Origin of the sequence: Mycolicibacterium phocaicum (assembly GCF_010731115.1) — a bacterium.
GTDB lineage: Bacteria > Actinomycetota > Actinomycetes > Mycobacteriales > Mycobacteriaceae > Mycobacterium > Mycobacterium phocaicum.
Window position 1 is genome coordinate 4873596 of record NZ_AP022616.1, and the last position, 24435, is coordinate 4898030.

Genomic DNA, 24435 nt, shown 5'->3' on the forward strand with positions numbered 1-24435 from the left:
ACGAGGCGCCGAAACGGCGGTGGCGTGCTATGTTCGCCCAGCTGAAGGAGGGGTTTCGATGTCGAATCAGTGGCCCCCCGGGCAATTCGGGCCTGGGCAGTTCGGACCCGGTCAACCACCGGGTCAACCGTATGGGCCCAACCCCTACGGGGCTCCCGGCGTGCCGCCGAGCGTGCCCTACCCGCAGTATCCCCAGCCGCAGCCGCAGTACCCCCAGCCGATGGGTTACGGCGCGCCGGTGCCCGCCGGGCCGTCGGGACCGTCAGGCGTGACGGCGATCATCGCCGCGGTGCTCAGCATGCTCGGCGCCCTGTCGACGGCGTTCCAGGCGTTCTCCAGCTGGTACGCGGTCGCGACGCTGGGCGCGCTGATCGGCTCCTACGCGAGTGACACCCGGTCCGAGCTGATGGGCCTGACCACCGGCATGGCCATCGTGCAGACGATTGTGGCGATCGTGCTGCTCACCGGTGGCGTGCTGCTGGTCCTGGGTCGTGCGGTGGGCCGCTGGATCGTCATCGGCGGTTGCACGGCCGTGGTGCTCGCGAATGTGGTCGGCCTGTTCGCCTCGCTGACCATCCTCAAGAGCATTGACTCCACCCTCGGCGGCAGCTACGACGGCATGCAGGCGATGGCGGGGCTGTCGGTGATGAGTGCCGCGATACCGATCGTGTTCGCGCTCGCCACCGGCGTGCTGGCCGCCCTGAATTCGACGCAGGCGTGGTGCCGGTGGAAGAGCGGGCAGTCGGCGCCCGTCGCTCCCGTCGGTTACCCGGGCTATCCGCCGCAGTTCTAGCTAGACGTAGCGGTTGCGCCCGGCGAACCAGCCTGCCGTCAGCTGCACCGCGTACACACTGAAGAACAACACGAACGGGACGTGCCAGTTGCCGGACACGTCATGCAGCAGCCCGAACAGGAACGGGCCGGTGCTGGCGAACAGGTAGCCGAAGCCCTGCGCCATACCCGAGAGCTGTGCGGTGTCCTCGGCGTTGCGGGCGCGCAGCGCGATGATGGTCAGCGCCAGTGAGAACGCGCTCAACCCGATGCCGATCATCGTGCTCCACAGCACCGGCGCCGCCATCGGTGCGATCAGCAGGCCGATGGTGCCGGACACACCCAGCACGCCGAGGCCGACGTTCCACAGGCTCTGGTGCGTGCTGCGCGCGGCCAGCGGCGACAGCAGGAGCGCGATCGGGACGCCGATGAGGGACATCACCCCGGACATCACGCCGGCGCTGGTCTTGTCCATGCCGTTGTCGATGAAAATCTGTGGGAGCCAGCCCATCATGACGTAGGCCAGGAACGACTGGCTGCCCATGTAGACCGTCACGGTCCACGCGAGCGGGTTCCGCAAAAGTGAGCGGCGCTTGGTGGTCTGTGCCGCGGTGGCGGCCCAATCGGCGCGATGGCGCCGGGCGGCGGGGACCCACAGGAGCAGGGCCGCCAGCGCGACGGCCGCCCAGATGGCCAGCGATGGGCGCCAGCCGCCGACGCTGTGTTCGACGGCCGGCGTGACGGCGGCGCCGAAGGCCCCGCCCGCCTGCAAGGCGCTGGTGTAGATGCCGGTCATCAGACCGACGCGCGCGGGGAACGAACTCTTGATGACCACCGGGATCAGCACGTTCGCGAGCGCGACGCCCGACGAGGCGAGCAGCGTGGCACCGAGCATCAGGCCGCCGTCGCCGAACGGCCGCACCGCCAGCCCCACGGCCAGGGCGAGCAATGCGAGCGTGACGGTCCGGCCCAGGCCGAGTCGTTTGGACAGCAGCGGCGCGGTGGCGCCGGCGGCGGAGAAGCACAGCACGGGCAGGGTGGTCAGGATGCCGGCCCAGACCGACGACACCCCGAGTGCGGCGCGCATCTCGCCGAGCAGGGGAGCGACGCTCGTGACCGACGGCCGTAGGTTCAGCGCGGTGACGACGACGGCGACCGCCAGCAGGACGCTACTGGCCAGACGGGTGTTCGGGCTCGCCGGGACGTCCGTGATCTCGATGGCGCCGTCGAGCTCGAGTGCCAATTCATCCTCGTAACGGGCGTGTTTGGTTCCGTTCACGGCAGCACTCATCTTGCTATGATGACATACATCCTATGATTGGTTGAAAGGATGATTTGGTGGCGCTGAACACAGCTCGTCGTACCGGCTTGGTCGAGCAGGTCATCGAACAGCTCCGGGGTTCTGTCTCGGACGGGGAATGGCCTGTCGGGCATCGCATCCCCAATGAGACCGATCTCGTCGAGGCACTCGGGGTCGGCCGCAACACCGTGCGCGAGGCCGTGCGGGCACTGGCCCATGCTGGGCTGTTCGAGGTACGGCAGGGCGACGGCACGTACGTCCGCGCCACCAGTGAGGTGTCAGGCGCGCTGCGCCGGCTCTGCAGCGACGAGCTGCGTGACGTGCTGCAGGTCCGCCGCGGACTGGAAGTGGAAGGCGCCCGGCTGGCCGCCGCCCACCGGACCGACGACGACATCGTCACCCTGCGGCGGCTGCTGGACGGCCGCGACGACGAGCAGCGCGCCGGACATCACGACGAATTCGTCCACGCCGACACCGAATTCCACTGCGCCGTCATGCGGGCGTCGGGCAATGCGATGTTGATCGACCTGTACCTCGGGCTCATCGAGGTCATCACCGCGAGCGTGTCCGTCATGAACGAGACGCCCGTCGAGACCGAGTTCGAGGACCACCACCGGCTGCTCGATCACATCGTCGCCGGGGATCCCGACGGCGCGGCCGCTGCGGCAGCCGAGCTCTTTGACCGCCTCCTCGCCGGGTTGAGATCCACTCGCGAACCGGGGGTACCTACCACTCGCGAGCAGACGTAAAACTGTCGATTTCGGGCGGAAATTGACAGTTTTGCGTCTGCTCGCGGAACTGACTGCTAGCCGACGGAGCGCTCCGAGCCGGCCCAGAACTGGGCGCGGACGGCCTTCTTGTCGGGCTTGCCGAGTGCCGTCACCGGCACGGCGTCGGCGATGACGACCTGCTTCGGCGACTGCACCGAGCCCTTGCGTTCCTTGACCGCCGCCTGAATCTCGGCCGTCATCTTCGCGATGGCCTCCTCGGAGCGGTCGGCGTCCGGGCGCAGCACCACGACGGCCGTGACGGCCTCGCCCCACTTCTCGTCGGGGGTGCCGACCACACACACCTGCGCGATCGAAGGATGTTCGGCGACAACGTCTTCCACCTCGCGGGGGAACACGTTGAAGCCGCCGGTGACGATCATGTCCTTGGTGCGGTCGACGATGAACCAGAAGCCGTCCTCGTCCTCGCGGGCCAGGTCGCCGGTGTGCATCCAGCCGCCGGAGAACGTGTCTGCGGTGGCCTCGGGCAGGTTCCAGTAGCCACCCGACAGCAGCGGGCCGGACACGCAGATCTCGCCGACCTCGCCCTGCTTGACAGGCCGGCCGTCGTCGCCGAGCAGCGCGGTGCGCGCGAACAGCGTCGGCCGCCCGCAGGAGGTCAGCCGCTTCTCGTCGTGCTCGCCCTTGGCCAGGTAGGTGATGACCATCGGCGCCTCGGACTGGCCGTAGTACTGCGCGAAGATCGGGCCGAACCGGCGGATCGCCTCGGCCAGGCGCACCGGGTTCATGGCCGAGGCGCCGTAGTAGACGGTCTCGAGCGACGACAGATCGCGCGTGTGCGAGTCGGGGTGGTCCATCAGGGCGTAGATCATCGACGGCACCAGCATGGTCGCGGTGATCTTCTGTTCTTCGATGACCCGCAGCACCTCGGCGGGGTCGAACTTCTTGAGCACGATCAGCTCGCCGCCCTTGACGATGGTCGGCGTGAAGAACGCGGCGCCGGCGTGCGACAGCGGCGTGCACATCAGGAACCGCGGGTGCTCGGGCCATTCCCATTCGGCCAGCTGAATGGTCGTCATCGTGCTGATGGACTGCGTCGTGCCGATGACGCCCTTGGGCTTGCCGGTGGTGCCACCGGTGTAGGTGAGCCCGCCGACGTGATCGGGCGCCAGGTCGGCGGCCTGCAGCGGCTGCGGCTCGTATTTCGCGGCTTCGGCGGCCAGGTCGATCGCCGAACCGATCAGCGCGTCCGGCACCGGGCCGATCGTCAGGATCTGCTTGAGCGAGGGCACCTTCTCCAGCAGGCCGATGGCCCGCTCCACGAAGGCCTCGGTGGGGTCGATGATCAGCGTCGTCACGCCGGCATCGGTCAGGACGTACGCGTGGTCGTCCAGCGAACCGAGAGGGTGTAGTGCCGTGCGGCGGTAGCCCTGCGTCTGGCTGGCGCCGATGATCATCAGCACCTCGGGCCGGTTCAGCGACAGCAGGCCGCTGCTGGCACCGGAGCCGGCACCGAGCGCCTCGAAGGCCTGAATGTACTGGCTGATGCGGTCGGCGAGCTGGCCGCCGGTCAGCGTGGTGTCGCCGAGAAACAGGACCGGCTTGTCCTTGTTGCGCTTGAGGGCGCCGACGGTCAAGTGCCCGGAATGCAGGGGATGGCGCAGCAGGTCGTCACTCATAGCCTAAGACTAGAACGTGTTCTAGTCCGTAGGTCAAGCCCTGCGGTCTAGCATCCACCTCATGGCCAGCGCAGCGGACCTCGTCATCGTCGGAAACATCCTGACCGTCGACCCCGACCGGCCCACCGCCGAGGCGCTCGCCGTCACCGACGGCCGGATCGTCGCCGTCGGAACGCGTGCCGACGTGCAGCCGTGGATCGGTGCCGACACCGAGGTGCGTGAGGTCGACGGTTGCGTCCTGCCCGGGTTCATCGAGGCGCACGGCCACCCGCTGATGGAGGCCGTGGTCCTGGGCGGCCGCATGGTCGACATCCGGCCCGTCACGATGCCCGATGCCGCGGACGTCGTGGCCGCGATCCACGCCGAGGTCGCCGCCCGCGGCGCCGACGGTGCCTACCTGAACGGCTGGGACCCGCTACTGCAACACGGGCTGCCCGAGCTGACGCAGGCCTGGCTGAACGAAGCGGCGCCCGACACCCCGCTGGTGATCGTGCACAACTCGGGGCACAAGGCGTACTTCAACGCGGCCGCCGCGGCCAACGCCGGCCTGACCCGCGACACCCCGGACCCGCACGGCGCCAAGTACGGCCGCGACGCCGACGGCGAGCTCGACGGCACCGCGATCGAGACCGGCGCGGTGCTTCCCCTGGTGACGGGAGTGCTGACGCCCAGCGACTATCCGGCGCTGCTGCTCGCCGAATGCGCGCGGCTGAACCAGGCCGGGTTGACGACGTGTTCGGAGATGGCGTTCGACCCGATGTTCCGGCCGGTCCTGGAGCAGATGCGCGACAAGCTCACGGTGCGGCTGCGCACCTACGAGATGTCCACCGCGGCGCTGCACACCGATGCGTCGCCCGACAACGGCGACGACATGGTCCGTCAGGCCGGCATCAAGATCTGGGTCGACGGGTCCCCGTGGGTCGGCAACATCGACCTCACCTTCCCGTACCTGGACACCGAGGCCACCCGCACCATCGGGGTGGTGCCCGGGTCGTGCGGACACGCCAACTACACGCGCGAGCAGCTCGCCGAGATCGTCCACACCTTCTTCCCGCAGGGCTGGCAGATGGCCTGTCACGTGCACGGCGATCACGGCGTCGACACCATCCTGGACGTCTACGAGGAAGCGCTGCAGCGCTGGCCCCGCGACGATCACCGGCTGCGGCTCGAGCACGTCGGCGCCATCACACCGGCGCAACTGCAGCGGGCGCACGATCTCGGAGTCACGTGCAGCGTGTTCGTCGACCAGATCCATTACTGGGGCGACGTCATCGTCGACGGCCTGTTCGGCCCGGAAAAGGGCGACGTGTGGATGCCGGCCGGGTCCGCGGTCGCGACCGGCATGCGGATCTCGCTGCACAACGACCCGCCCGTGACGCCCGAGGAGCCGCTGCGCAACATCAGCGTCGCGGCCACCCGGACCGCACCCAGCGGCCGCGTGCTGGCGCCGCAGGAACGGCTCACCGTCGACCAGGCGATCCGGGCCCAGACCATCGACGCGGCCTGGCAGCTGTTCTCCGACGACGTCATCGGTTCGCTGGAAGTCGGCAAGTACGCAGATCTGGTGGTGCTGTCCGCCGATCCGCGCACGGTGCCGCCGGAAGACGTCGCTGACCTGGAAGTCCTCGCGACTTACCTGGCAGGGCAACAGGTTCACGCCAAAGCCGACTGAGCGCGCGGCAGACGTGGCAGGCTCAGCACATGACTGAACTGTCGGCACCCCGATTCCTCGATGAACGTGTTGCCCACTGGGCCGCGACCAAGCCAGACGAAGAGGCGATCACCTATCTGGGCCGGACCTGGACGTGGTCGCAGTGGAACGACCGGGTCCGCCGCCTGGCCGGTGCGCTGGCGGCCTGGGGCGTCAAACGCGGGGACGTCGTGGCGTTCCTGGACAAGAACCACCCGGCCTGCGTGGAGCTGACGCTGGCCGCGGCGTCGCTGGGCGCCGCCAACGCGATCATCAACTTCCGGCTCGCCGCCGACGAGCTGGACTTCGTGCTGAACGACTGTGGCGCAAAGGTTCTCATCGTCGGCGCCGAACTGCGGCCGGCGGTCGACGCCATCGCGGACAAGCTGACGGCCGTCGAGCACGTCGTCAGCGTGACGCCCGAGGGCGGGGACGGCGACGAGTACGAGGTACTCCTGGCCGGTGCGTCCCCGGTGGACCGCTCGCCCGACGTCCAGCCCGACGACGTCAGCATCATCATGTACTCCTCGGGCACGACGGGCCGCCCGAAGGGCGTCGCGCTCACGCAGGCCAACATGATCGCGCACACCATCAACGCCTTCGAGGGCTGGACGGCGGAAGCCGGTGACAAGAACCTGGTGGCGATGCCGCTGTTCCACGTCGGCGGTTCGTCCTACGTGCAGTACGGGTTGCACAACGGCGTGCCGAGCTACATGACGCGCGACGCCGACGGCGCGTCGCTGGCCGGCGGCATCTTGAACGGTGCCAACCGCACGTTCCTCGTGCCGGCGGTACTGGCCAAGGTGCTCGAGTCCGGTCCGGACGCGGTGAAGTTGTTCAGCGCGCTGAAGACGTACGCCTACGGCGCCTCGCCGATGCCGCTGCCGCTGCTGCGCCAGGCCCTGGCTGCGTGGCCCGAGACCGAGTTCATCCAGGTGTACGGCCTGACCGAGGTCTGCGGCGTCGTCAGCCGGCTGATGCCCGAGGACCATCGCGCCGACAACGAGGAGCGACTGGTCAGCGCCGGCGTGCTGATTCCCCAAGCCGAGGTCCGCGTGGTGAACCCGGAGACCCTGGAAGACGCGCCCGCCGGCGAACAGGGCGAATTGTGGTTCCGCACACCGACATTGATGAAGGAATACCTGAACCGGCCGGACGCGACCGCCGAGGCCATCACCGCCGACGGCTGGTTCCGCACCGGCGACATCGGCCGCGTCGACGCCGACGGCTACATCTTCGTCGAGGACCGGCTCAAGGACATGATCATCTCCGGCGGCGAGAACATCTATTCCATCGAGGTGGAGCGCGTGCTCGCCGAACACCCGGCAGTGTCCGAGGTCGCGATCATCGGTGTGCCCGACGAGAAGTGGGGCGAATCGGTGAAAGCCGTTGTGACGCTTGAGGGGGAGGTGTCGGACGCCGACCTCATCGCGTTCGCCCGCGAACGCCTGGCCGCCTACAAGTGTCCGAAGACCATCGACTTCGTCGACGACATGCCGCGCAACCCCACCGGCAAGATCCTCAAGAAGGAGCTCCGCAAGCCATACTGGGAGGGTCGGGACCGCGCCACCGTGTGAGGCACGATAGAGGGGTGCCACCCGCTCTGCCTGCGCTCGACGAACTGCTCGAGCGCCTGTACGTCGTCTCGCTGCCCATGCGGGTCCGGTTCCGCGGCATCGACGTTCGTGAAGTCACGCTGATCGAAGGACCGTGCGGCTGGGGTGAATTCGGCGCATTCGTCGAGTACGGCGCGGCCGAGGCAGCGCACTGGCTCGTCTCCGGCATCGAGGCGGCGTACTCGCCGTCGCCCGCGCCGGTGCGCGACAGCATCCCGATCAACGCCACGGTGCCCGCCGTCGACGCGGCACGGGTGCCCGAGGTGCTGGCCCGGTTCCCAGGCGCCCGCACCGCCAAGGTGAAGGTGGCCGAGCCGGGCCAGACGCTGGCCGACGACGTGGCCCGCGTCGAAGCCGTCCGTGCCCTGGTGCCGGTGGTGCGGGTGGACGCCAACGGCGGCTGGACCGTAGCGGAAGCGGCGGCCGCGGCGCGGGCCCTGACGGCCTCGGGTCCCCTCGAATACCTGGAGCAGCCGTGCGCGACGGTGCCGGAACTGGCCGAACTCCGGCGCCTGGTCGACGTGCCGGTGGCGGCCGACGAGTCCATCCGCAAGGCCTCCGACCCGCTGCGTGTCGTCCGCGAGCGCGCGGCCGATGTCGCGGTGGTGAAGGTCGCGCCGCTGGGTGGGGTGGGGCGGTTGTTGGAGGTGGCCCGTCAGATCGACATCCCGGTCGTGGTGTCGAGCGCGCTGGACTCCGCGGTCGGGATGACGCGCGGGCTCCTGGCCGCCGGGTGTCTGCCGACGCTGCAGCACGCCTGCGGGCTGGGCACCGGCGGGTTGTTCGTGGAAGATGTTGCGGACGTGGCAACTTCGGTCGACGGGTTCCTGCCCGTCGGCCCGGTGGCGCCGGACCCGGCGCGATTGGCCGGTCTGGCGGCGGCGCCCGCGCGTCGGGACTGGTGGATCGGGCGTGTCCGGGAGTGCTATCCGGTGCTGGAAGCTTTGTCCATCAAGTGAATTCGACGAGCGTGACCGGCGCCCGGAAGCGGGCCAACGCGGACAATCGGTAGGACTGCCGGGTGGCCCAGGGCACGAGCTTGCCGCGGCCGGCCGGATAGCGCAGTTCGCGCACGGTGCGGACACCGGGGATGGATTGCAAACGCGGGTATTGATCTGCGGTGAACCAGAACGGCATCGGGGGCACGGTGTAGTGCTCGCTGAGCCGGAAGCCGCGGCGCTGCGAATACGCGCTCAGCAACCGCGGCACACTGTCAAAGACCAACTGTCCGTTGGGAAACCGCGCGGCGCATGCGGCGATGAGGTCGAACACGACATCCGCCGTCAGATACTGGAACAGGCCTTCGGCGGTGATCACCACGCCATCGGAATCGTCGACGGCGTCCATCCAGGAGTGGTCCAGCGCGGACTGCGCGCAGTACCCGAGCCGATCAGGCGTCGGGAGTACCTGCTGCCGGAGCTCGATGATCGGCGCCAAATCCACTGATAACCAAGTCATTTCGCCGTTGTCCACGCGCCAGAAGCTGGTCTGCAGCCCCTCCGCCAGCGCCACGACGGTCGCGCGCGGATGGCCGGCCAGATAGTCGCGGGTGACCGCGTCGAACACCAGGGCCCGCAGTGCGGTGGCCTGATGCGTGCGGCCGAAATCCTGGTAGTCGTAATCGAGGCGGTCCCGCAGCGCGATCGCCATCGGGTCGTCGATGATGCCGTCGGGGCGGGCGGCCTCGGTGGCGCGTTGGTGCAACGTGAGGAGCGCGGTTTCGGATACGCCGTCGAGATGGCGGGCGTCGATGACTGGCATGGCGCCACCGTACGTCCACCGATCGGGTGGCTGTCAAAACCGGTCGCGAAAATCACCCGCCGCGCGGTGCCGCGATAACCGGCTGTCGCATAGGCGATTTCGCCCGGGCCACCGGGCCGGGAACTTTCTCGATGCATCCACCGACTAGCTAGACGTACGGGTGCCGTGGGGGTATCCAGGGCGGTCGCGCCACGACGGTGCGCGGCCTGCTGTGCCGTGCGAGGAGACCGCGACGTGACTGTGCCGATCTGGATGGCCATGCCACCTGAGGTGCATTCGGCGTTGCTGACGGCCGGCCCGGGGCCCGGTTCACTGCTCGCTGCCGCCGCGCAATGGCAACAGCTGAGCCTGCAGTACGGCCAGGCGGCCGCCGAGCTGTCGACCGTCCTGGCCGACGTGCAGGGGAGCAGTTGGGAGGGGCTGAGCGCGGTCCAGTATGTCGCCGCGCACGTGCCCTACCTGGCCTGGCTGGAGGAGTCCGCGCTGACGACGGCCGCGACGGCGGCACAGCATGAAACGGTGGCCGCCGCCTACGGCACCGCCGTCGCGACCATGCCGACGCTGGTGGAACTGGCCGCCAATCATGTGACGAACGCCGCACTGTTGGCGACAAACTTCTTCGGTATCAACACGATTCCCATCGCGGTCAACGAGGCCGACTACGCGCGCATGTGGATACAGGCGGCCGACACCATGATCGTCTACCAAGCGGTCGCCGAGGTGGCCACGGCGGCGGTACCGCCCGCGCAGCCGGCGCCGTCGATCGTCGCGCCCGGTGGTGAAGCCCGGCAGTCGCTGTCGAACGCGCCCACCTCGCCGGGCCAACCACTGAGCGACCTCTGGCAGTTCCTCTCGCAACTGGGCACCACCGGCCAGGTCGACCAGCTGCTCGAGAACTTCACGCGCTTCTTCGAGCAATTGGGCTTCAATCCCGCCACGTCCGCGGTGCTGGCCCTGGTGGCGTTGACGCTCTACGACATGCTCTGGTACCCCTACTACGCCTCCTACCTACTGCCGCTGGCATCGTTCTTCGCGCCGGCACTCAGCGCGCTCGCGGCGCTGGCGCTGGTGAAATCGCCAGTGCTGCCGGCCGCGGACGCGGCGCCGGTGCCCGCCGAACCCGCTGTGGTCCAGCCTGCGGGAGCTGCGCCGCGCGCCCAGGGTGTCCCTCTCGTCCCCGGTGTTCAGGTCGGTATGACACCGGCCTCCGGGCTCTCCGCGCCGGCGCCGACCACTCCCGGGGCCGGCGGCGCCGCGCCCGCAGCCAACCTGGTCTACGCCGTACCCGGGCTGTCGCGACATGGAGCGGGACCAGGGCCGGAATCGGGCAGTGAATCGCCCGATATCAGCACCGACAGCATCGATGCCGCAGCCTCCGCTCGTGCCGTCGCCGGCGTCCGTGACCGGGCCAAACGTGTGCGTCGAGCCCGGCGCGGAGCCCGGGGTTATCGCGATGAGCTTCCTGAGATGAAGGCCGATCTGACTGGCGCCGGCGACAATTCGCCGAGCGCACCCGTCGTCACGGCCGGCGCGCGCGGCGCGGAACCGGTCGGGTTCACCGGTGCGGTGACCACGGCGAGCACCGCACCGAACGGCATGGTGGAGCGGCTGCCGGCGGGTGCGAGCCCGTCGGCGCCACTGCTTCCGGCCACCTGGCTGTCCGGCGTGGAGCACGGGCGCAACCAGCAAGAGCACGAATTGTGAAGGGGCGCGGAACTTTTCTCGAGGTCCCGACGACTACATCAATTGAAGACAACAACTGAACGACTTTCTGCGTTGTGGGGCAACGAATTTCGATGCACACCGGCGTGGTGCAGCAAACTTGGGGAGGCGCGTCGATGACGCTCAATGTGCAGGGACGAGGGCTCGGAGCGCAGGTCGTCGGAATCGATCCGAACAATCTGGGCAACATCTCGACCGACGAGCTCCGCGAAATCGTCTACGAGAACAAGCTTGTCGTCCTCAAGGGAGTCAAGCCGTCGCCCGCGCAGTTCATCGAGCTCGGCCGCATCCTCGGTGAGATCGTCACGTACTACGAGCCCGTGTACCACCACAACGAGCACCCGGAGATCTTCGTCTCATCCACTGAGGAAGGGCAGGGCGTGCCGCGCACGGGTGCGTTCTGGCACATCGACTACATGTTCATGCCCGAGCCGTTCGCGTTCTCCATGGTGATGCCGCTGACGGTCCCGGGCGCCGACCGCGGCACGTACTTCATCGACCTCAACAAGGTCTGGGAATCCCTGCCGCCGGCGCAGCAGGAGCCGGTGCGAGGCACCTTCAGCACGCATGATCCTCGGCGCCACATCAAGATTCGGCCCAGCGATGTGTACAAGCCGATCGGCGAGGTGTGGGACGAGATCAACCGTGCCACGCCACCGATCAAGTGGCCCACGGTGATCCGGCACCCACACACCGGCCAGGAGATCCTCTATATCTGCTCCACCGGCACCAGCAAGATCGAAGACGGCGACGGCGAGGTCCTGGACCCCGCGGTCCTGCATGAACTCCTCACTGCCACCGGCCAGCTCGACGCCGACTTCGCGTCACCGTTCATCCATACGCAGCACTACGAAGTCGGTGACATCATCCTGTGGGACAACCGGGCGCTGATTCACCGGGCCAAACACGGAACCGCGACGGGCACACTGACGACGTATCGGCTGACCATGCTCGACGGCCTCGCGACGCCGGGGTACGCGGCATGAGCGCCACCGAACTGACCGCACCCGTCACCGAATGCGTTGACACCGAGCAGATTCCGGAAGAACTCCTGGCCCGCGTGCTGGAACCCTACTCCTACAAAGGCTGCCGCTATCTCACGGACGCGACATACCGGGCCAGCGGTGATTCGATGTTCGCGACGGGAAATTTCAGCATTCCCGAGTCGGTGTACATCCGCAGCACCGGGCATTTCAACGCCGTCGAACTGGTGCTGTGCTTCAACCAGCTCGCTTACTCGGCGTTCGCGCCGGCGGTCCGCCACGGCGAGATCGACGGGTTCCGGGGCTGGACGCTCGATGACTATTTCGAGAATCAGTTGGCCAGCATGCTGATCCGGTCCACCGCGTCGCGCTACAAACGGCAGATCGATGCGCGCAGGTTCTCCGCCCGACTGACATGCGAAGGCATCGAAGTCGTCGAGCGAAGCTGGCGGTACCTGAAAGTGCCGTGCGCCATCGAGTTCCACGACGACGACGGCGGATCCGCGTCCGGCGAGTTCGAACTCGCGATCCTCAACATTCCGTGAGCACCGTATTGGGGCGGCTGCTCGCGCAGGCGCAGCAGCACCCGCAGGCAATCGCGTTGCGGCGCTGTGACGGAACCAGCGCCGTCACGTACGGCCGGCTCCCTGCGGTGGTGCATCGGCTGGCCGGCGAGTTGCACAAGCACGGGGTCGCTCGCGGTGGCCGGGTATTCGTGATGTCCGACAACGGTCCCGAGACCTATGTCGCGGTGCTGGCATGTGCGCACCTCGGTGCCATCGCGGTGCTGGTGGATCATGGTGTCCCGACCGCGACCGTCGCGCGCTTCGGCGAGATCACCAGCCCCAGTGCGGTTCTCCTGACGCCGGGCGCGGACCCGACGGCACTGCCGGGCGCTCTGAGCGCGATCCCGGCGATCGTCGTCGACGTCGACGACGACGCGGAGCACAGCGACGACGCGCCCGTCGTCGCGCCGGCGGAACTGGGCGCCGACGATCCGCTGGCGATGATCTTCACGAGCGGCACCACCGGTGAGCCGAAAGCCGTACTGCTGGCCAATCGCACGTTCTTCGCCGTGGCCGACATCCTGGCGCGCGAGAACCTCACCTGGATCAGCTGGGTGGTGGGAGAAGCCACGTACTCGCCGCTGCCGGCCAGCCACATCGGCGGCCTGTGGTGGATCCTGAACTGCCTGATGCACGGCAGCGAATGTGTCACCGGCGGTGAGAATTCCACGTCGCTGGCGGAGATTCTCACCGCGAACCAGATTGCCTCGACGTGTCTGGTGCCCACGCTGCTGACGCGACTGGTGTCGGAGGTCAAGGCGGGCGCCCCGCTGCCGCCGCTGCGGATGATCGGCTACGGAGGCTCGCGCGCCATCGCGGCCGACGTGCAATTCGTCGAAGCGGCCGGCGTGCACACGGCTCAGGTCTTCGGCCTGAGCGAAACAGGTTGTACCGCATTGTGTCTGCCGACGTCAGACGGATCGATCAGCCGGATCGAGGCCGGCGCCGTGGGGCGGCCCTACCCCGGGGTCGAGGTCCGTCTGACCGGCGGAGACAGCGCTGACTCGGGCACGTTGTGGATCAAGTCACCGGCAAACATGTTGGGGTACTGGAATAATCCCGAGCACACCGGTGAAGTCCTGGTCGACGGCTGGGTGAACACCGGCGACATCTTCGAGCGCGGTGCCGACGGGTACTTCTACATCAAGGGCCGGTCCGCGGAGATGATCATCTCCGGCGGCGTCAATGTCGCACCCGACGAGGTGGACCGCATCGCCGAGAGCGTCCCTGGTGTCGGCGCGGCGGCCTGCTTCGAAATCCCCGATGCCGAGTTCGGCGCGTTGATCGGCCTGGCGGTGATCCCGTCCGGCGAGCTCGACGAAGGCCAGGCCCGCAAGCTCAAGCAGGCCATCGCGGCGCGCTATCGGGCGGAGTCGGAGTCGATGGCCAGGCCATCGACCATCACGCTGGTGACCGAGATACCGCGGACGCAGTCCGGCAAGGTCATTCGCGCCGCACTGGCAGCGGCGGTTCATGGCTGACGGCCTCCGCGAACGCGTCCTGGCCGCCGTCGCCGACGTGCTCTACATCGACGAATCCGATCTGTTCGACGGCGACGCCACCGATCTGCGCGAACTCGGGTTGGACTCGGTGCGGTTCGTCCTGCTGATGAAACGCCTCGGCGTGGAACGGGAATCGGACCTGCTGAAACGTCTGGCACAGGAGCTGACGATCGCCGGCTGGGCCCGGGAGCTGAAGGGTGTCCGTGGCGGTGTCTGACGACAGCCGGATTCCGCTGAGCATCTCGCAGCAGAACATCTATCACGGGGTGCTGCAGGACCCTGATCCCGCGCTGTACCTGATCGGCAAGAGCTACCGGTTCCGCCCACTGGCGCCGGCGGCATTCCTGTCGGCGCTGGAAGCAATGGTGCTGGACAACCCGATTCAGCTGTGCGTGCTTGAGCCGCCGGCGACCGGTGACGGCCATCCGGAGCTGGTGGCCCGGCTGCGGTTCGAGGACATCGCCTGCGTGCAGCCCGGGTCAACTCGGACGTCGCCGGAGCTGTGGACCGACGGCATACTCGGTACCCCCCTGGTGCGCTATATCGTGCACACCGACGCCGACGGCCGGGTGGTGGGCATGGACGCGCAGAGCCACCACATCCTGCTCGACGGTGCGTCGACCGCGATCATCGAAGCCGACCTGGCCCGGCATCTGGTCGGGGCCGAGCAGAAGGCCGGCGCCGCTGCGGGTTTGGCGCTGGTCGCGGCGGCACACCGCAGTGAGCACGCGAAAGTGGCGGAATCGACCGAACGGCACGTCGCCGCGGTGCGTCGGGAACTGACCGACGAAGCGCAGCGCGGCAATTCGATGACGGGCGCCACCGATGCGGCGCTCGGGACCGCGGGCCGCGGCGTGCTGCGGGAATCATGTCGAGTCGCCGGCCGGGCCTATGACGAGATCGTTGCGCTCGCCGAGACCCGGCAGGTTCCGCTGAACATTCTGGTCGCGACCGCGGCGACGGCGGTGCACGCGAGCCTGCACCAGAACACCGAGGCTCTCCTGGTACACCCGGTGGACAACCGTTTCGGTGCGCCGGAGTTGAATGTTGCTACCTGCCTGGTGAATTCGGTTGCACACCCGGTTCGGTTCGCGCCCTTCGCCGCGGTCCGGGACGTGGTCACCCTGATCGACCGGGGCTACGTCAAAGCGCTGCGGCGCCGGTGGTTCCGTGAAGAGCGGTACCGCCGTATGCATCTGGCGATCACGCGCGGCGCGCCCGTCGAAGCACTGACGGTCAACTACATGCGCGGCCGGTCCGCGGCGGAGCTGAGCCCGTACCTGTCCGAACCCCCGGTGGTCACCGATATCGGTCCGGTGGAAGGGATGACGGTGGCCTGCGTCCACGATGAAGCTCGGCGCACCATCGACTTCGCCATCTGGACCCGGCACGATCAACCCGACGGTGCCGGCCCAGCCGGCGTCGTCGAGCGCATTGTCGTGGCACTGCGAGCGATGGACGCGCACTGGGACCTGCCGATCGCGCTGACCGTCGGCGAGTGGTCCGGGCTCGCCGCCGACGGCCGGCTCGAATCCGGTACCGGGATACCGGTGCAACCACCGGCCGGTGTGGGCGCCTGGTTCCTCGACGTCGATGTCGGCCAGTGCCGCGGGCCCGGCGTCGACCAGTGGATCGCCGAGATCATCCGCCGTGGTGTCCATCCCGGCGACGTACTGGTGTTCGTCGACGACGATTCCCAGCGCGCGGTCGAGCTGCTCATCGCATGCCACCTGGCAGGCTGCGGTTACAGCGTGTGCGCGACACCCGGCGACGTGGTGGCACGCGTCGAGGCCATCGCCGGGCAGTGCGCCACCGGTGCGCACGCGGTCGAGCTTGCCGGCCCTCGTACCGAGTTGGACGGCGCGACAAGACAACTCGTCGACGAACGTATCGGCCAGGTCGGCCGGGACCACCTGCTGGGCACCCGTCTCGCGTACGTGATGCCGACGTCCGGCTCGACGGGGAATCCCAAACTCGTTCCCGTGACGCACGGTTCGCTGGCGATCTTCTGTGCCGCGGCGCGCGAGTCCTACGGCTGGGGGCCGGCGGACACCATCCTGCAGTGCGCCCCGCTGACGTCGGACATCAGCGTCGAGGAGATTTTCGGCGCCCTGTCGGGTGGCGCACGCGTGGTGCGGTCCGCGGCGATGCGCGCCGGTGACGTACCCGCGTTAACGCGCGATGTCGCGGCGCACATCGCAACCGTGCTCGACCTGCCCACCGCGGTCTGGCATCTCCTCTGTGAGGACGACGAGGCGTTGGCGGCACTGGGTGGCTCGGCGCTGCGCCAGGTGATCATCGGCGGGGAGGCCGTCCGTCCTTCCGCTGTCGACAAATGGCTGAATTCGGCTGCGGGCCAAGGTATCTCCCTGGTCTCGACGTACGGCCCGACCGAGACGACGGTGGTCGTCACGCACTTGCCGATCGGTGCCGATGAACCCGCGCAGACCAGGGCGCGGCTGGGGCACCCGCTGGTACCCGGCTCGGTGTTCGTCGCGTTCGGCGAGATCGTTGTCGTCGGGGAGCTGGTGTCGGCCGGTTACCTCGGGCTGGACAGCGCGAGCTTCGGCATCGTGCAGGCGCCGGACGGCTCCCGGCAGCGGGTGTTCGCCACGGGCGACCGTGTGACGCGAGACGGGGCGGGTCATCCCGTGCTGGCCGGGCGCCGGGACGCCGTGGTCAAGATCGCCGGCAAGCGGTTCGATACCGCCGCGCTCCTGCGCCGGTTGGCGGCGGCCCCCGAGATATCCGACGTGGCAGTCGAACTGGCGGGCAATGGCCTGGGTATCTGGTTCCAAACCCCACAGACCCGCACCGGGAACGACGATCCGGCTGCCCGCGCCAGGATTCGGCGCCTGGCGAGAGACCAGGGTGCACCGGCGTTCTCCGTCTTCGGCGTCCCGGGCATCCCACGACAGCCCAACGGAAAAGTCGACCGCGCGAAACTGGCTGCGGACATGGAGGCTCCGTGCGACGACGCCGATCAGGATCCGCGGGCCGTCGCGCTTGCCGAACTGTGGAGCCGGCTGCTGGAACGTCCCATCGGGCCCAGCGCCTCGCTGTTGGACGAGGGCATCGGTTCACTGGACCTGATTCGGATCCTGCCGGAGACGCGACGGTTCCTCGAGTGGCAGCTGTCCATTCTCGATCTGATCGGTGCGGACTCCGCCGCCGGCATCGTCGACCGCCGGCCCGACGTCGACAGCTGGATGGACGAGGAGACTGCGGCCCACATCGCCGCCGACCTGGCGGCGGTGGGGCAGCCGGGACCGGTCTTTGCACGGGCCACCCGCGGGCGCAGTGCGCAGACCGTCGTGATCCTGGGTGCCTCGGGCATTCTGGGCACCGGCTTCGCGCAGGCGATCCTCGACCGCAAGCATGCCGGCCTCGACTGTCCCGACGTCGTGTTCGCCGCCAGATCACCACTGCCCGAACATGACCCGTGGTCCGGCCTGCACTCGGCCGACGGCGTGGACATCGTGCGGATACCTGCCGACCCCACCGCCGCGGAGCTGGGCGACCTTCTCGACGGCGCCCGCACCGTCGTGAACTGCATCGGTAACACGAATGTGTTGGTGCCCTACCGCCGGCTCCGGGCGGCCAACGTTTCGGCGCTGGCGTCGGTCGCGGATGCGTGTGCGCGGCGCGGGGCCGGGCTGGTGCAGCTGTCGACCTTCGTGGTGAACGCCGACGTGGCGGCGCCCCGCGTCACCGACCCCCGCCACGCGCCGTACCCCTACGCCGCGTCGAAGTCTTTGGCGGAGATCGTCGTGTCCCGCGCCGCGGGTGGCCTGGACTTCTCGGTGGTGCGGCTGCCCCGGGTGCTGGGCGACGCCCACCGGCTCGCGCAGTCGTCGGACATCCTGGTCGCGATGGTCGATGCGTGCACCGCGCTGGGCGTATGTCCCGTGGTGCCGGTGACCGAAGAGGTCACCACCGGCGTGGCCGCCGCCCACAGCATTCTCGGGCTGCTTCCGCAGCTGTCACCGGCGGTCGAGCTGGGCCGCGGCATGGCGGTACTACGCGGCGAGAAAGTCTCCTACACAGCGTTTCTCGGCGGCCTCGGATTCGAGGCCATCGCCCTCGCGGAGTGGAAGGACCGGCTGGACCGCAGCGGGTGGGCCGCCCGGAATCCGCAGCGCTGGGCGGTACTCGATGCATGGGTCGGGTTGGGTGCCAGATTGCGGGGCCGCACGTATGCCGACTATCTGGCCGAATATCCCACTGTCGACGTCGATTTCGCGGCTGTCGCGGAATACACCAGTGCGCCTGAGCCACTTCGCGGTGTCTTCGGCGCTGATCAGATTGTGAGGAAATGACATTGACGGATGTGACTGAACCCCGGCACGAGGCGCCGAGCGCCGGCGCCAGCCATCTCGACATCACCGGAATGTCGTGCGTCATGTGTGCCCGCCGCGTGCAGAAGACACTCAACAAGATCGACGGTGTGCACGCGTCGGTCAGTTTCGCCACCAAGACCGCCTCCATCGAGACCGACGGTGACGTCAGCCCGGCCGAACTGTGCGACGCCGTCGTGGCGGCGGGCTACGGCGCCGCACCGCGCGCCGAGGCGCCCGTGGTGGACAGCGCGGCGCGCGGACCACTGCAGCGGTTCGTCGGCGGCCTGCTCGGGCGCGTCTCGCCCTGACCGGCTTGTCCTAATTTGTGGGCCCCTTGGCGTAGACGCCATGGGGCTGGACGTCGCACGATAGAGGCGTGACGCGATCTGTGGTGCTGCTCGGCTTTCGCGGGGTGCAGGCCCTCGACGTCGTCGGCCCGTTCGAGGTGTTCACGGGCGCGACGCTGCAACTGGCCGCGATGGGACGGAGCGACGAGGGCTACGCGCCGGTCTTGGCCGCGGCCGACGGTGGTCCCGTCACCACCTTGACCGGGCTCGAATTCGTCACCAAGCCGCCGCCCGACCCGAACGAACCCGTCGACACCATCGTGCTGCCCGGCGGCATGGGTGTCGATGAGGCTCGGGCCGACCCCGCCGTCATCGACTGGATTCGCACCGCGGCACCGCACGCGCGCCGCATCGTCAGCGTCTGCAACGGCGCGTTCCTGGCCGCGGAGGCCGGCCTGCTCGACGGCTGCCCGGCCACCACGCACTGGGCCTCGGCCGACAAGCTTGCCAGTGAATTCCCTTGCATCGCAGTCGATGCCGACCCGATCTTCATCCGCAGCTCGGAGCAGGTGTGGACGGCGGCGGGCGTCACCGCGGGCATCGATCTGGCCCTGGCGCTCGTCGAAGACGACTACGGCACCGACGTCGCCCAGAACGTCGCCCGCTGGCTCGTGCTCTACCTGCGCCGGCCCGGCGGGCAGACGCAGTTCGCGCCGCCGGTCTGGATGCCGCGCGCCAAGCGCGAACCTATTCGCGACGTGCAGGAGCTCATCGAGGCCGAACCCGGCGGGGCACACAGTGTTCCGGAGCTGGCGCGCGCCGCCGCGATGAGCCCGCGGCACTTCACCCGGACGTTCACCGCCGAGGTGGGGGAGCCGCCGGCGGCCTACGTCGAGCGGGTCCGCACCGATGCGGCTCGCCGGCAGCTCACCGAGACCGACGACACCGTCACCGCCATCGCGGCGCGGTGCGGCTTCGGTAGCGCCGAGACGCTGCGTCGCAGTTTTGTTCGGCGCGTTGGGGTTTCGCCAGATCAGTACCGCAAGACGTTCGCTTAGGGAGAGATCATGCAAGTTGCCATCGTCCTGTACCCGGGGTTCACGGCCCTCGACTTCATCGGGCCGTATGAGTCGTTGCGCTGGCTGCCGGACACCGAGGTCCGGTTCGTCTGGCACGAGCCGGGTCCGATCGTCGCCGATTCCGGCGTGCTGTTGGTGGGCGCCACCCACTCGTTCGACGAGACGCCGACGCCCGACATCATCCTGATCCCGGGCGGCTTCAGTACCCTGGAGCACGCCCGCGACGAGAAGCTGCTGGACTGGCTGCGGCGGGCCCACGAGACCACCACGTGGACGGCGTCGGTGTGCTCGGGTTCGGTGATCCTGGGCGCGTCCGGACTGCTGAAAGGCAAGCGCGCGACGTCGCATTGGGCGGCCGTGCAGCTGCTGCGCACGTTCGGCGTCGAACCCGTCACCGATGAGCGCATCGTGCAGTCCGCCGACCGCGTCGTCACCTGCGCGGGTGTCTCGGCCGGCATCGACCTCGGCCTGTGGCTGGCCGCGCAGATCGGCGGCGAGGACAAGGCCAAGGCCATTCAGCTGTCCATGGAATACGACCCGCAGCCCCCGTTCGACTCCGGGCACATGTCGAAGGCCTCGGCCGCCACCAAGGCCAGTGCAACGGCGCTGATGTCCCGTGAGCTCCTCAAGCCGACGGCACTCAAGCACACCACGGCACTGCTGTGGGAACAGGCCGTCAAGAAGGTCCGTTCCCGCCGTTGACCTCAGGGATTTGTGCACGATTTTCCGCGCCAGCCGCGGAAAATCGTGCACAAATCCCGGGTCCAGTAACCTCGGCCGGGTGAATCTGGCATTCGACGACCGTGGCGGATCCGGCGAGCCGGTGCTGTTCATCGCGGGACGGGGCGGCGCGGGCCGCACCTGGCACCTGCATCAGGTACCGGCGTTCCAGCGGGCCGGCTTCCGCTGCATCACGTTCGACAACCGCGGCATCGGCGCCACCGAGAACGCCATCGGCTTCTCCACCGACCAGGCGGTCGCGGACACCGCATCGTTGATCAACAAGGTCGTCGGCGGCCCGGTGCGCGTCGTCGGCGTGTCGATGGGGTCGTTCATCGCGCAGGAACTCATGGTTGCCCGGCCCGAGCTGGTGTCCTCGGCGGTGCTGATGGCCACGCGCGGCCGGGAGGACCGGGCCCGCACTTTCTTCCGCGAGGCCGAGCGGGCGCTGCTGGCCGCCGGTATCGAGCTGCCGCCTGAGGTGGACGCGAAAAACCGGCTGCTGGAGAACTTCTCACCCAAGACCCTGAATGACGACCGTGCCGTCCAGGACTGGATCGAGATGTTCACCATGTGGCCCACGAAGCCCACCCCGGGCCTGCGGGCGCAGCTTGCCGTTGCGCCGGAGACCAACCGGCTGCCGGCCTACCGCCAGATCGCGGTGCCGGTGCAGGTGATCGGCTTCGCCGACGACGTCGTGCTGCCGCCGCACCTGTCCAAGGAGGTGGCCGACGCGATCCCGCTGGGCCGCTACCTGGAAATCCCCGACGCCGGGCACCTCGGCTTCATCGAGCGTCCCGATGCGGTGAACGCCGCGATGTTGGAATTCTTCGCCGCCAACCCGGTGTGACACGCTGTAGCAATGAACCCGTCGACGATTCAGGCGCGGGTCGTCGTCGACGAACTGATTCGCGGCGGCGTCCGCGATGTGGTGCTGTGCCCCGGTTCGCGTAACGCTCCGCTGGCGTTCGCGCTGGCCGACGCCGACCGGGCCGGCCGCTTGCGGCTGCATGTCCGTATCGACGAGCGCACCGCCGGTTACCTGGCGGTCGGCCTCGCGGTGTCCGCCGGCTCACCGGTGTGCATCGCGATGACGTCGGGCACCGCGGTGGCCAATCTCGGTCCGGCGGTGATCGAGGCCAACTACGCCCGCGTGCCGCTGATCGTGCTGAGTGCCAACCGGCCGTACGAGCTGCTGGGCACCGGTGCCAACCAGACCATGGAGCAGCTCGGCTATTTCGGCAACCAGGTGCGGGCCACCATCAGCCTGGGCCTGGCCGAGCCGACGGCCGACGTCGCCGCCTCCAATGCCCAGTGGCGGTCGGCCACGTGCCGGGTCCTGGTGGCCGCCAAGGGTTCTCGCACCGCCAATGCCGGGCCCGTGCAGTTCGACATCCCGCTGCGGGAGCCGCTGGTCCCGGACACCGCCGAAGATGGCCTCTACGCGCCGGAAGGCCGCCCTGGCGGCAAGCCGTGGACCTATACGCCGCCCGTCACGTTCGACCAGCCCCTCGAGATCGACCTGACGGCCGACACCGTCGTCATCGCCGGCCACGGCGCGGGCCGCCACGAGAACCTCGCGCACCTGCCGACCGTCGCCGAACCGACCGCGCCGCCGGCCGACAACCCGCTGCACCCGCTGGCACTGTCGCTGGTCAGGCCGCAGCAGGTGATCATGCTGGGTCGGCCGACGTTGCACCGGCCGGTCTCCACCTTGCTGGCCGACCCGCACACGCCCGTCTACGCGCTGACCACCGGCCCGCGCTGGCCCGACGTGTCGGGCAATTCGCAGGCCACCGGCACCCGCGCCATCACGTCAGGGACGCCGGCTCCCTCCTGGCTCGAGAAGTGTGCCGAAGCCAACACCCGTGCCGAGCACGCCGTGCGTGCCCAGCTCGCAGCCTATGAGCTGACCACCGGCCTGCACGTGGCGGCCGCCGTCGCCGACGGCCTGCAGCCCGGCGACCAGCTGGTGCTCGGCGCCTCCAACCCGGTGCGTGACGCCGCGCTCGTCGGGCTCAACTCGCACGGCATCTCGGTGCGGTCCAACCGTGGCGTCGCCGGTATCGACGGCACGGTGTCGACGGCCATCGGCGCCGCGCTCGCCCACACCTCGGGCCGGACCGTCGCGCTCATCGGTGACCTGACCTTCGTCCACGACAGCTCGGGGCTGCTGATCGGCCCCACCGAGCCGACACCGAAGGCGCTGACCATCGTGGTCTCCAACGACAACGGCGGCGGCATCTTCGAGCTGCTGGAGCAGGGTGATCCCCGGTTCTCCGACGTGTCGTCGCGCATCTTCGGCACCCCGCACGACGTCGACGTCGCCGCCCTGTGCCGGGCGTACCACGTCGAGTGCCGGCAGGTGGAGGCCGACGGACTGGCCGCCGCGCTGCGCGAACCCTTCGAGGGGATGCGAGTGCTGGAGGTCAAGGCCGACAGGTCCACGCTACGGTCGTTGCACGCTTCGATACGGGCGGCGATCAAGGCCGCGCCGTGATCCCCGAACACCTGCGCTGCAGGTTGAACACGTTGTGGGACAACGTGATCCTGCGGGTGTTCGGCAACGGCGAGGAGACCAGGTCACAGCGCGTCATCCGCCGGATCCGGATCGGGATCGTCATCATGGCCTGCCTGGTGACGTTGCAATCGGTGCTGCTGGTGCTGGGGGCGTGGCGCAACGATCAGCAGATCGAGCACAACATGGGGACCGCGGCCGCCGAGGTGCTCTCGGCCGGTCCCCGGCGGTCCACCATCGAGTTCGTGACGCCCGACCGTGTCACCTACCGGCCCGAGCTGGGCGTGCTGTACCCGTCCGAGCTGGAGACCGGGATGCGCATCTACGTCGAATACGACCGCAGCAACCCGGACCTGGTGCGGGTGCAGAACCGCAACGCGTCGCTGGCCGTCATCCCGGCCGGCTCGATCGCCGTCGTGGGCTGGTTGGTCGCCGGTCTGCTGCTCGGCATCGTCACTCTCGTGCAGCGCCGGCTGGGTTAGGTCTGCCGCCCCGCCGTCAGCTTCGCCAGCCACCCGGTTTCCTGGATGTCGACAACGGCGTTGCCGGTGAGGTCGTACACCGTCGGCGTGCCGGCGTCGCCGTCGCGGATCTCCTGCAGCCGGGTCTCGTTGGTCATGGTCATCTCGTCGGTGTCGACGGCGTGTTCACCGGACTGGATGGTGGCCACGGCTTCGGCGCTGACGCCCGCGTCGGCGGCCCAGCCCGCGAGCTGACCGTCCGACGGTGCCGACCCGCCCGGATTCTGATGGCCCCACAGCGTCGCGACGTACGCCTGCAGCGCCGGCGCCGAGGTGCCGTGCGCGGCGGCCAGGAACATCGCGCCCGCGACCTTGGCCGAATAGCCGTACGCGGTGTCTAGGAAGGTCACCGGGCGGTAGGTGACGGTGAGCAGGCCGAGGGTGATCAGGCTCTTCATCTCCGGCCCGTCGGTGTCCTGCAGGTGCGCGCAGTGGGTGCACTGCGGCTCGGTGTACACCTCGATCTGCGCGGGGGCGTCGGGCCGGCCCGCGATGATGCCGAAGCCGTCCGCGGTGAGGGTGACGCCGGGCAGATCCGGGTCGCGTAGTGCCGATCCGGTGACGGTGCGGCCACAGCCGGTTGATGCGGTGAGAAGCGCCAGCGCGGTGGCCAGAACAAGGATCAGCCGAGGTAGACGCATGCCGGCCCCTT

Annotated in this window: 21 protein-coding genes; 17 read left to right on the plus strand and 4 right to left on the minus strand. The window is 68.8% G+C overall.

Annotation, left to right across the window (positions count from 1 at the left end):
- Positions 1-58: 58 nt before the first annotated feature.
- Positions 59-793 carry a hypothetical protein gene (locus G6N46_RS23370; protein WP_131808717.1) on the plus strand — a complete coding sequence of 245 codons (735 nt, stop codon included), beginning with the start codon at positions 59-61 and terminating at the stop codon, positions 791-793.
- Here the strand turns inward: G6N46_RS23370 and G6N46_RS23375 are convergent, their stop codons facing one another.
- The gene (locus G6N46_RS23375) at positions 794-2062 is read right to left on the minus strand and encodes a CynX/NimT family MFS transporter (protein ID WP_138250569.1); all 1269 of its coding nucleotides are present in this window, start codon (positions 2060-2062) and stop codon (positions 794-796) included.
- Positions 2063-2109: 47 nt separating this feature from the next.
- Between G6N46_RS23375 and G6N46_RS23380 the strand changes: the two genes are divergently transcribed.
- Entirely contained in the window at positions 2110-2820 is a 711-nt protein-coding gene (locus G6N46_RS23380) for a FadR/GntR family transcriptional regulator (protein ID WP_138250568.1), read from the plus strand.
- Between the two features lie 56 nt (positions 2821-2876).
- Here G6N46_RS23380 and fadD8 read toward each other — a convergent pair whose 3' ends face one another.
- On the minus strand, positions 2877-4478 hold the full coding sequence (gene fadD8 / locus G6N46_RS23385; RefSeq protein ID WP_138250567.1) for a fatty-acid--CoA ligase FadD8: 1602 nt from the start codon (positions 4476-4478) through the stop codon (positions 2877-2879).
- A 61-nt stretch (positions 4479-4539) separates the two neighbouring features.
- Between fadD8 and G6N46_RS23390 the strand changes: the two genes are divergently transcribed.
- The 3 genes from G6N46_RS23390 to G6N46_RS23400 are packed head-to-tail and all read left to right on the plus strand — an operon-like array spanning position 4540 to position 8743.
- Positions 4540-6150, plus strand: coding sequence for an amidohydrolase (locus G6N46_RS23390; RefSeq protein ID WP_138250566.1), 1611 nt, complete (start codon positions 4540-4542; stop codon positions 6148-6150).
- Between the two features lie 29 nt (positions 6151-6179).
- Complete coding sequence (locus G6N46_RS23395; RefSeq protein ID WP_138250565.1) at positions 6180-7745, plus strand: long-chain-fatty-acid--CoA ligase; 1566 nt, start codon at positions 6180-6182, stop codon at positions 7743-7745.
- Positions 7746-7759: 14 nt separating this feature from the next.
- Entirely contained in the window at positions 7760-8743 is a 984-nt protein-coding gene (locus tag G6N46_RS23400) for an o-succinylbenzoate synthase (protein ID WP_268815742.1), read from the plus strand.
- Here G6N46_RS23400 and G6N46_RS23405 read toward each other — a convergent pair.
- Complete coding sequence (locus G6N46_RS23405) at positions 8736-9545, minus strand: class I SAM-dependent methyltransferase (protein ID WP_138250564.1); 810 nt, start codon at positions 9543-9545, stop codon at positions 8736-8738. The two genes, G6N46_RS23400 and G6N46_RS23405, sit on opposite strands and share 8 nt — an antisense overlap.
- A 252-nt stretch (positions 9546-9797) precedes the next feature.
- On the opposite strand from G6N46_RS23405, the gene G6N46_RS23410 reads away from it, so the two are divergent.
- From G6N46_RS23410 to G6N46_RS23465, 12 genes are all read left to right on the plus strand, one after another.
- Positions 9798-11249: a PPE domain-containing protein gene (locus tag G6N46_RS23410; RefSeq protein ID WP_073695347.1), complete on the plus strand. Its 1452-nt coding sequence runs from the start codon at positions 9798-9800 to the stop codon at positions 11247-11249.
- Between the two features lie 134 nt (positions 11250-11383).
- Complete coding sequence (gene scoE, locus G6N46_RS23415) at positions 11384-12253, plus strand: (3R)-3-[(carboxymethyl)amino]fatty acid oxygenase/decarboxylase (protein WP_138250562.1); 870 nt, start codon at positions 11384-11386, stop codon at positions 12251-12253.
- Positions 12250-12795 carry an FcoT family thioesterase gene (locus tag G6N46_RS23420; RefSeq protein ID WP_138250561.1) on the plus strand — a complete coding sequence of 182 codons (546 nt, stop codon included), beginning with the start codon at positions 12250-12252 and terminating at the stop codon, positions 12793-12795. The genes scoE and G6N46_RS23420 overlap by 4 nt, the downstream gene beginning before the upstream one ends.
- On the plus strand, positions 12792-14297 hold the full coding sequence (gene fadD10, locus G6N46_RS23425; protein WP_138250560.1) for a fatty acid--CoA ligase FadD10: 1506 nt from the start codon (positions 12792-12794) through the stop codon (positions 14295-14297). Before G6N46_RS23420 ends, fadD10 begins: the two co-directional genes overlap by 4 nt.
- On the plus strand, positions 14290-14535 hold the full coding sequence (locus G6N46_RS23430; RefSeq protein ID WP_064858455.1) for an acyl carrier protein: 246 nt from the start codon (positions 14290-14292) through the stop codon (positions 14533-14535). Before fadD10 ends, G6N46_RS23430 begins: the two co-directional genes overlap by 8 nt.
- Positions 14528-18637, plus strand: coding sequence for an AMP-binding protein (locus G6N46_RS23435; RefSeq protein WP_407665146.1), 4110 nt, complete (start codon positions 14528-14530; stop codon positions 18635-18637). Before G6N46_RS23430 ends, G6N46_RS23435 begins: the two co-directional genes overlap by 8 nt.
- A gap of 11 nt (positions 18638-18648) precedes the next feature.
- A complete protein-coding gene (locus tag G6N46_RS23440; protein WP_234880768.1) occupies positions 18649-18966 on the plus strand; it encodes a heavy-metal-associated domain-containing protein in 318 nt (105 codons plus the stop codon).
- 68 nt (positions 18967-19034) lie between these two features.
- Entirely contained in the window at positions 19035-20003 is a 969-nt protein-coding gene (locus G6N46_RS23445) for a GlxA family transcriptional regulator (RefSeq protein ID WP_138250557.1), read from the plus strand.
- Between the two features lie 9 nt (positions 20004-20012).
- Positions 20013-20726: a DJ-1/PfpI family protein gene (locus G6N46_RS23450; protein WP_138250556.1), complete on the plus strand. Its 714-nt coding sequence runs from the start codon at positions 20013-20015 to the stop codon at positions 20724-20726.
- Positions 20727-20805: 79 nt separating this feature from the next.
- On the plus strand, positions 20806-21594 hold the full coding sequence (locus G6N46_RS23455) for an alpha/beta fold hydrolase (RefSeq protein WP_138250555.1): 789 nt from the start codon (positions 20806-20808) through the stop codon (positions 21592-21594).
- 12 nt (positions 21595-21606) lie between these two features.
- Positions 21607-23244: a 2-succinyl-5-enolpyruvyl-6-hydroxy-3-cyclohexene-1-carboxylic-acid synthase gene (gene menD, locus G6N46_RS23460; RefSeq protein WP_138250554.1), complete on the plus strand. Its 1638-nt coding sequence runs from the start codon at positions 21607-21609 to the stop codon at positions 23242-23244.
- Positions 23241-23744, plus strand: a complete 504-nt coding sequence (locus G6N46_RS23465) for a DUF3592 domain-containing protein (RefSeq protein WP_138250553.1) — start codon at positions 23241-23243, stop codon at positions 23742-23744. The genes menD and G6N46_RS23465 overlap by 4 nt, the downstream gene beginning before the upstream one ends.
- On the opposite strand, the gene G6N46_RS23470 is transcribed toward G6N46_RS23465, so the two are convergent.
- Positions 23741-24424, minus strand: coding sequence for a DsbA family protein (locus tag G6N46_RS23470; protein WP_138250552.1), 684 nt, complete (start codon positions 24422-24424; stop codon positions 23741-23743). The genes G6N46_RS23465 and G6N46_RS23470 overlap by 4 nt on opposite strands.
- Positions 24425-24435: the final 11 nt, after the last annotated feature.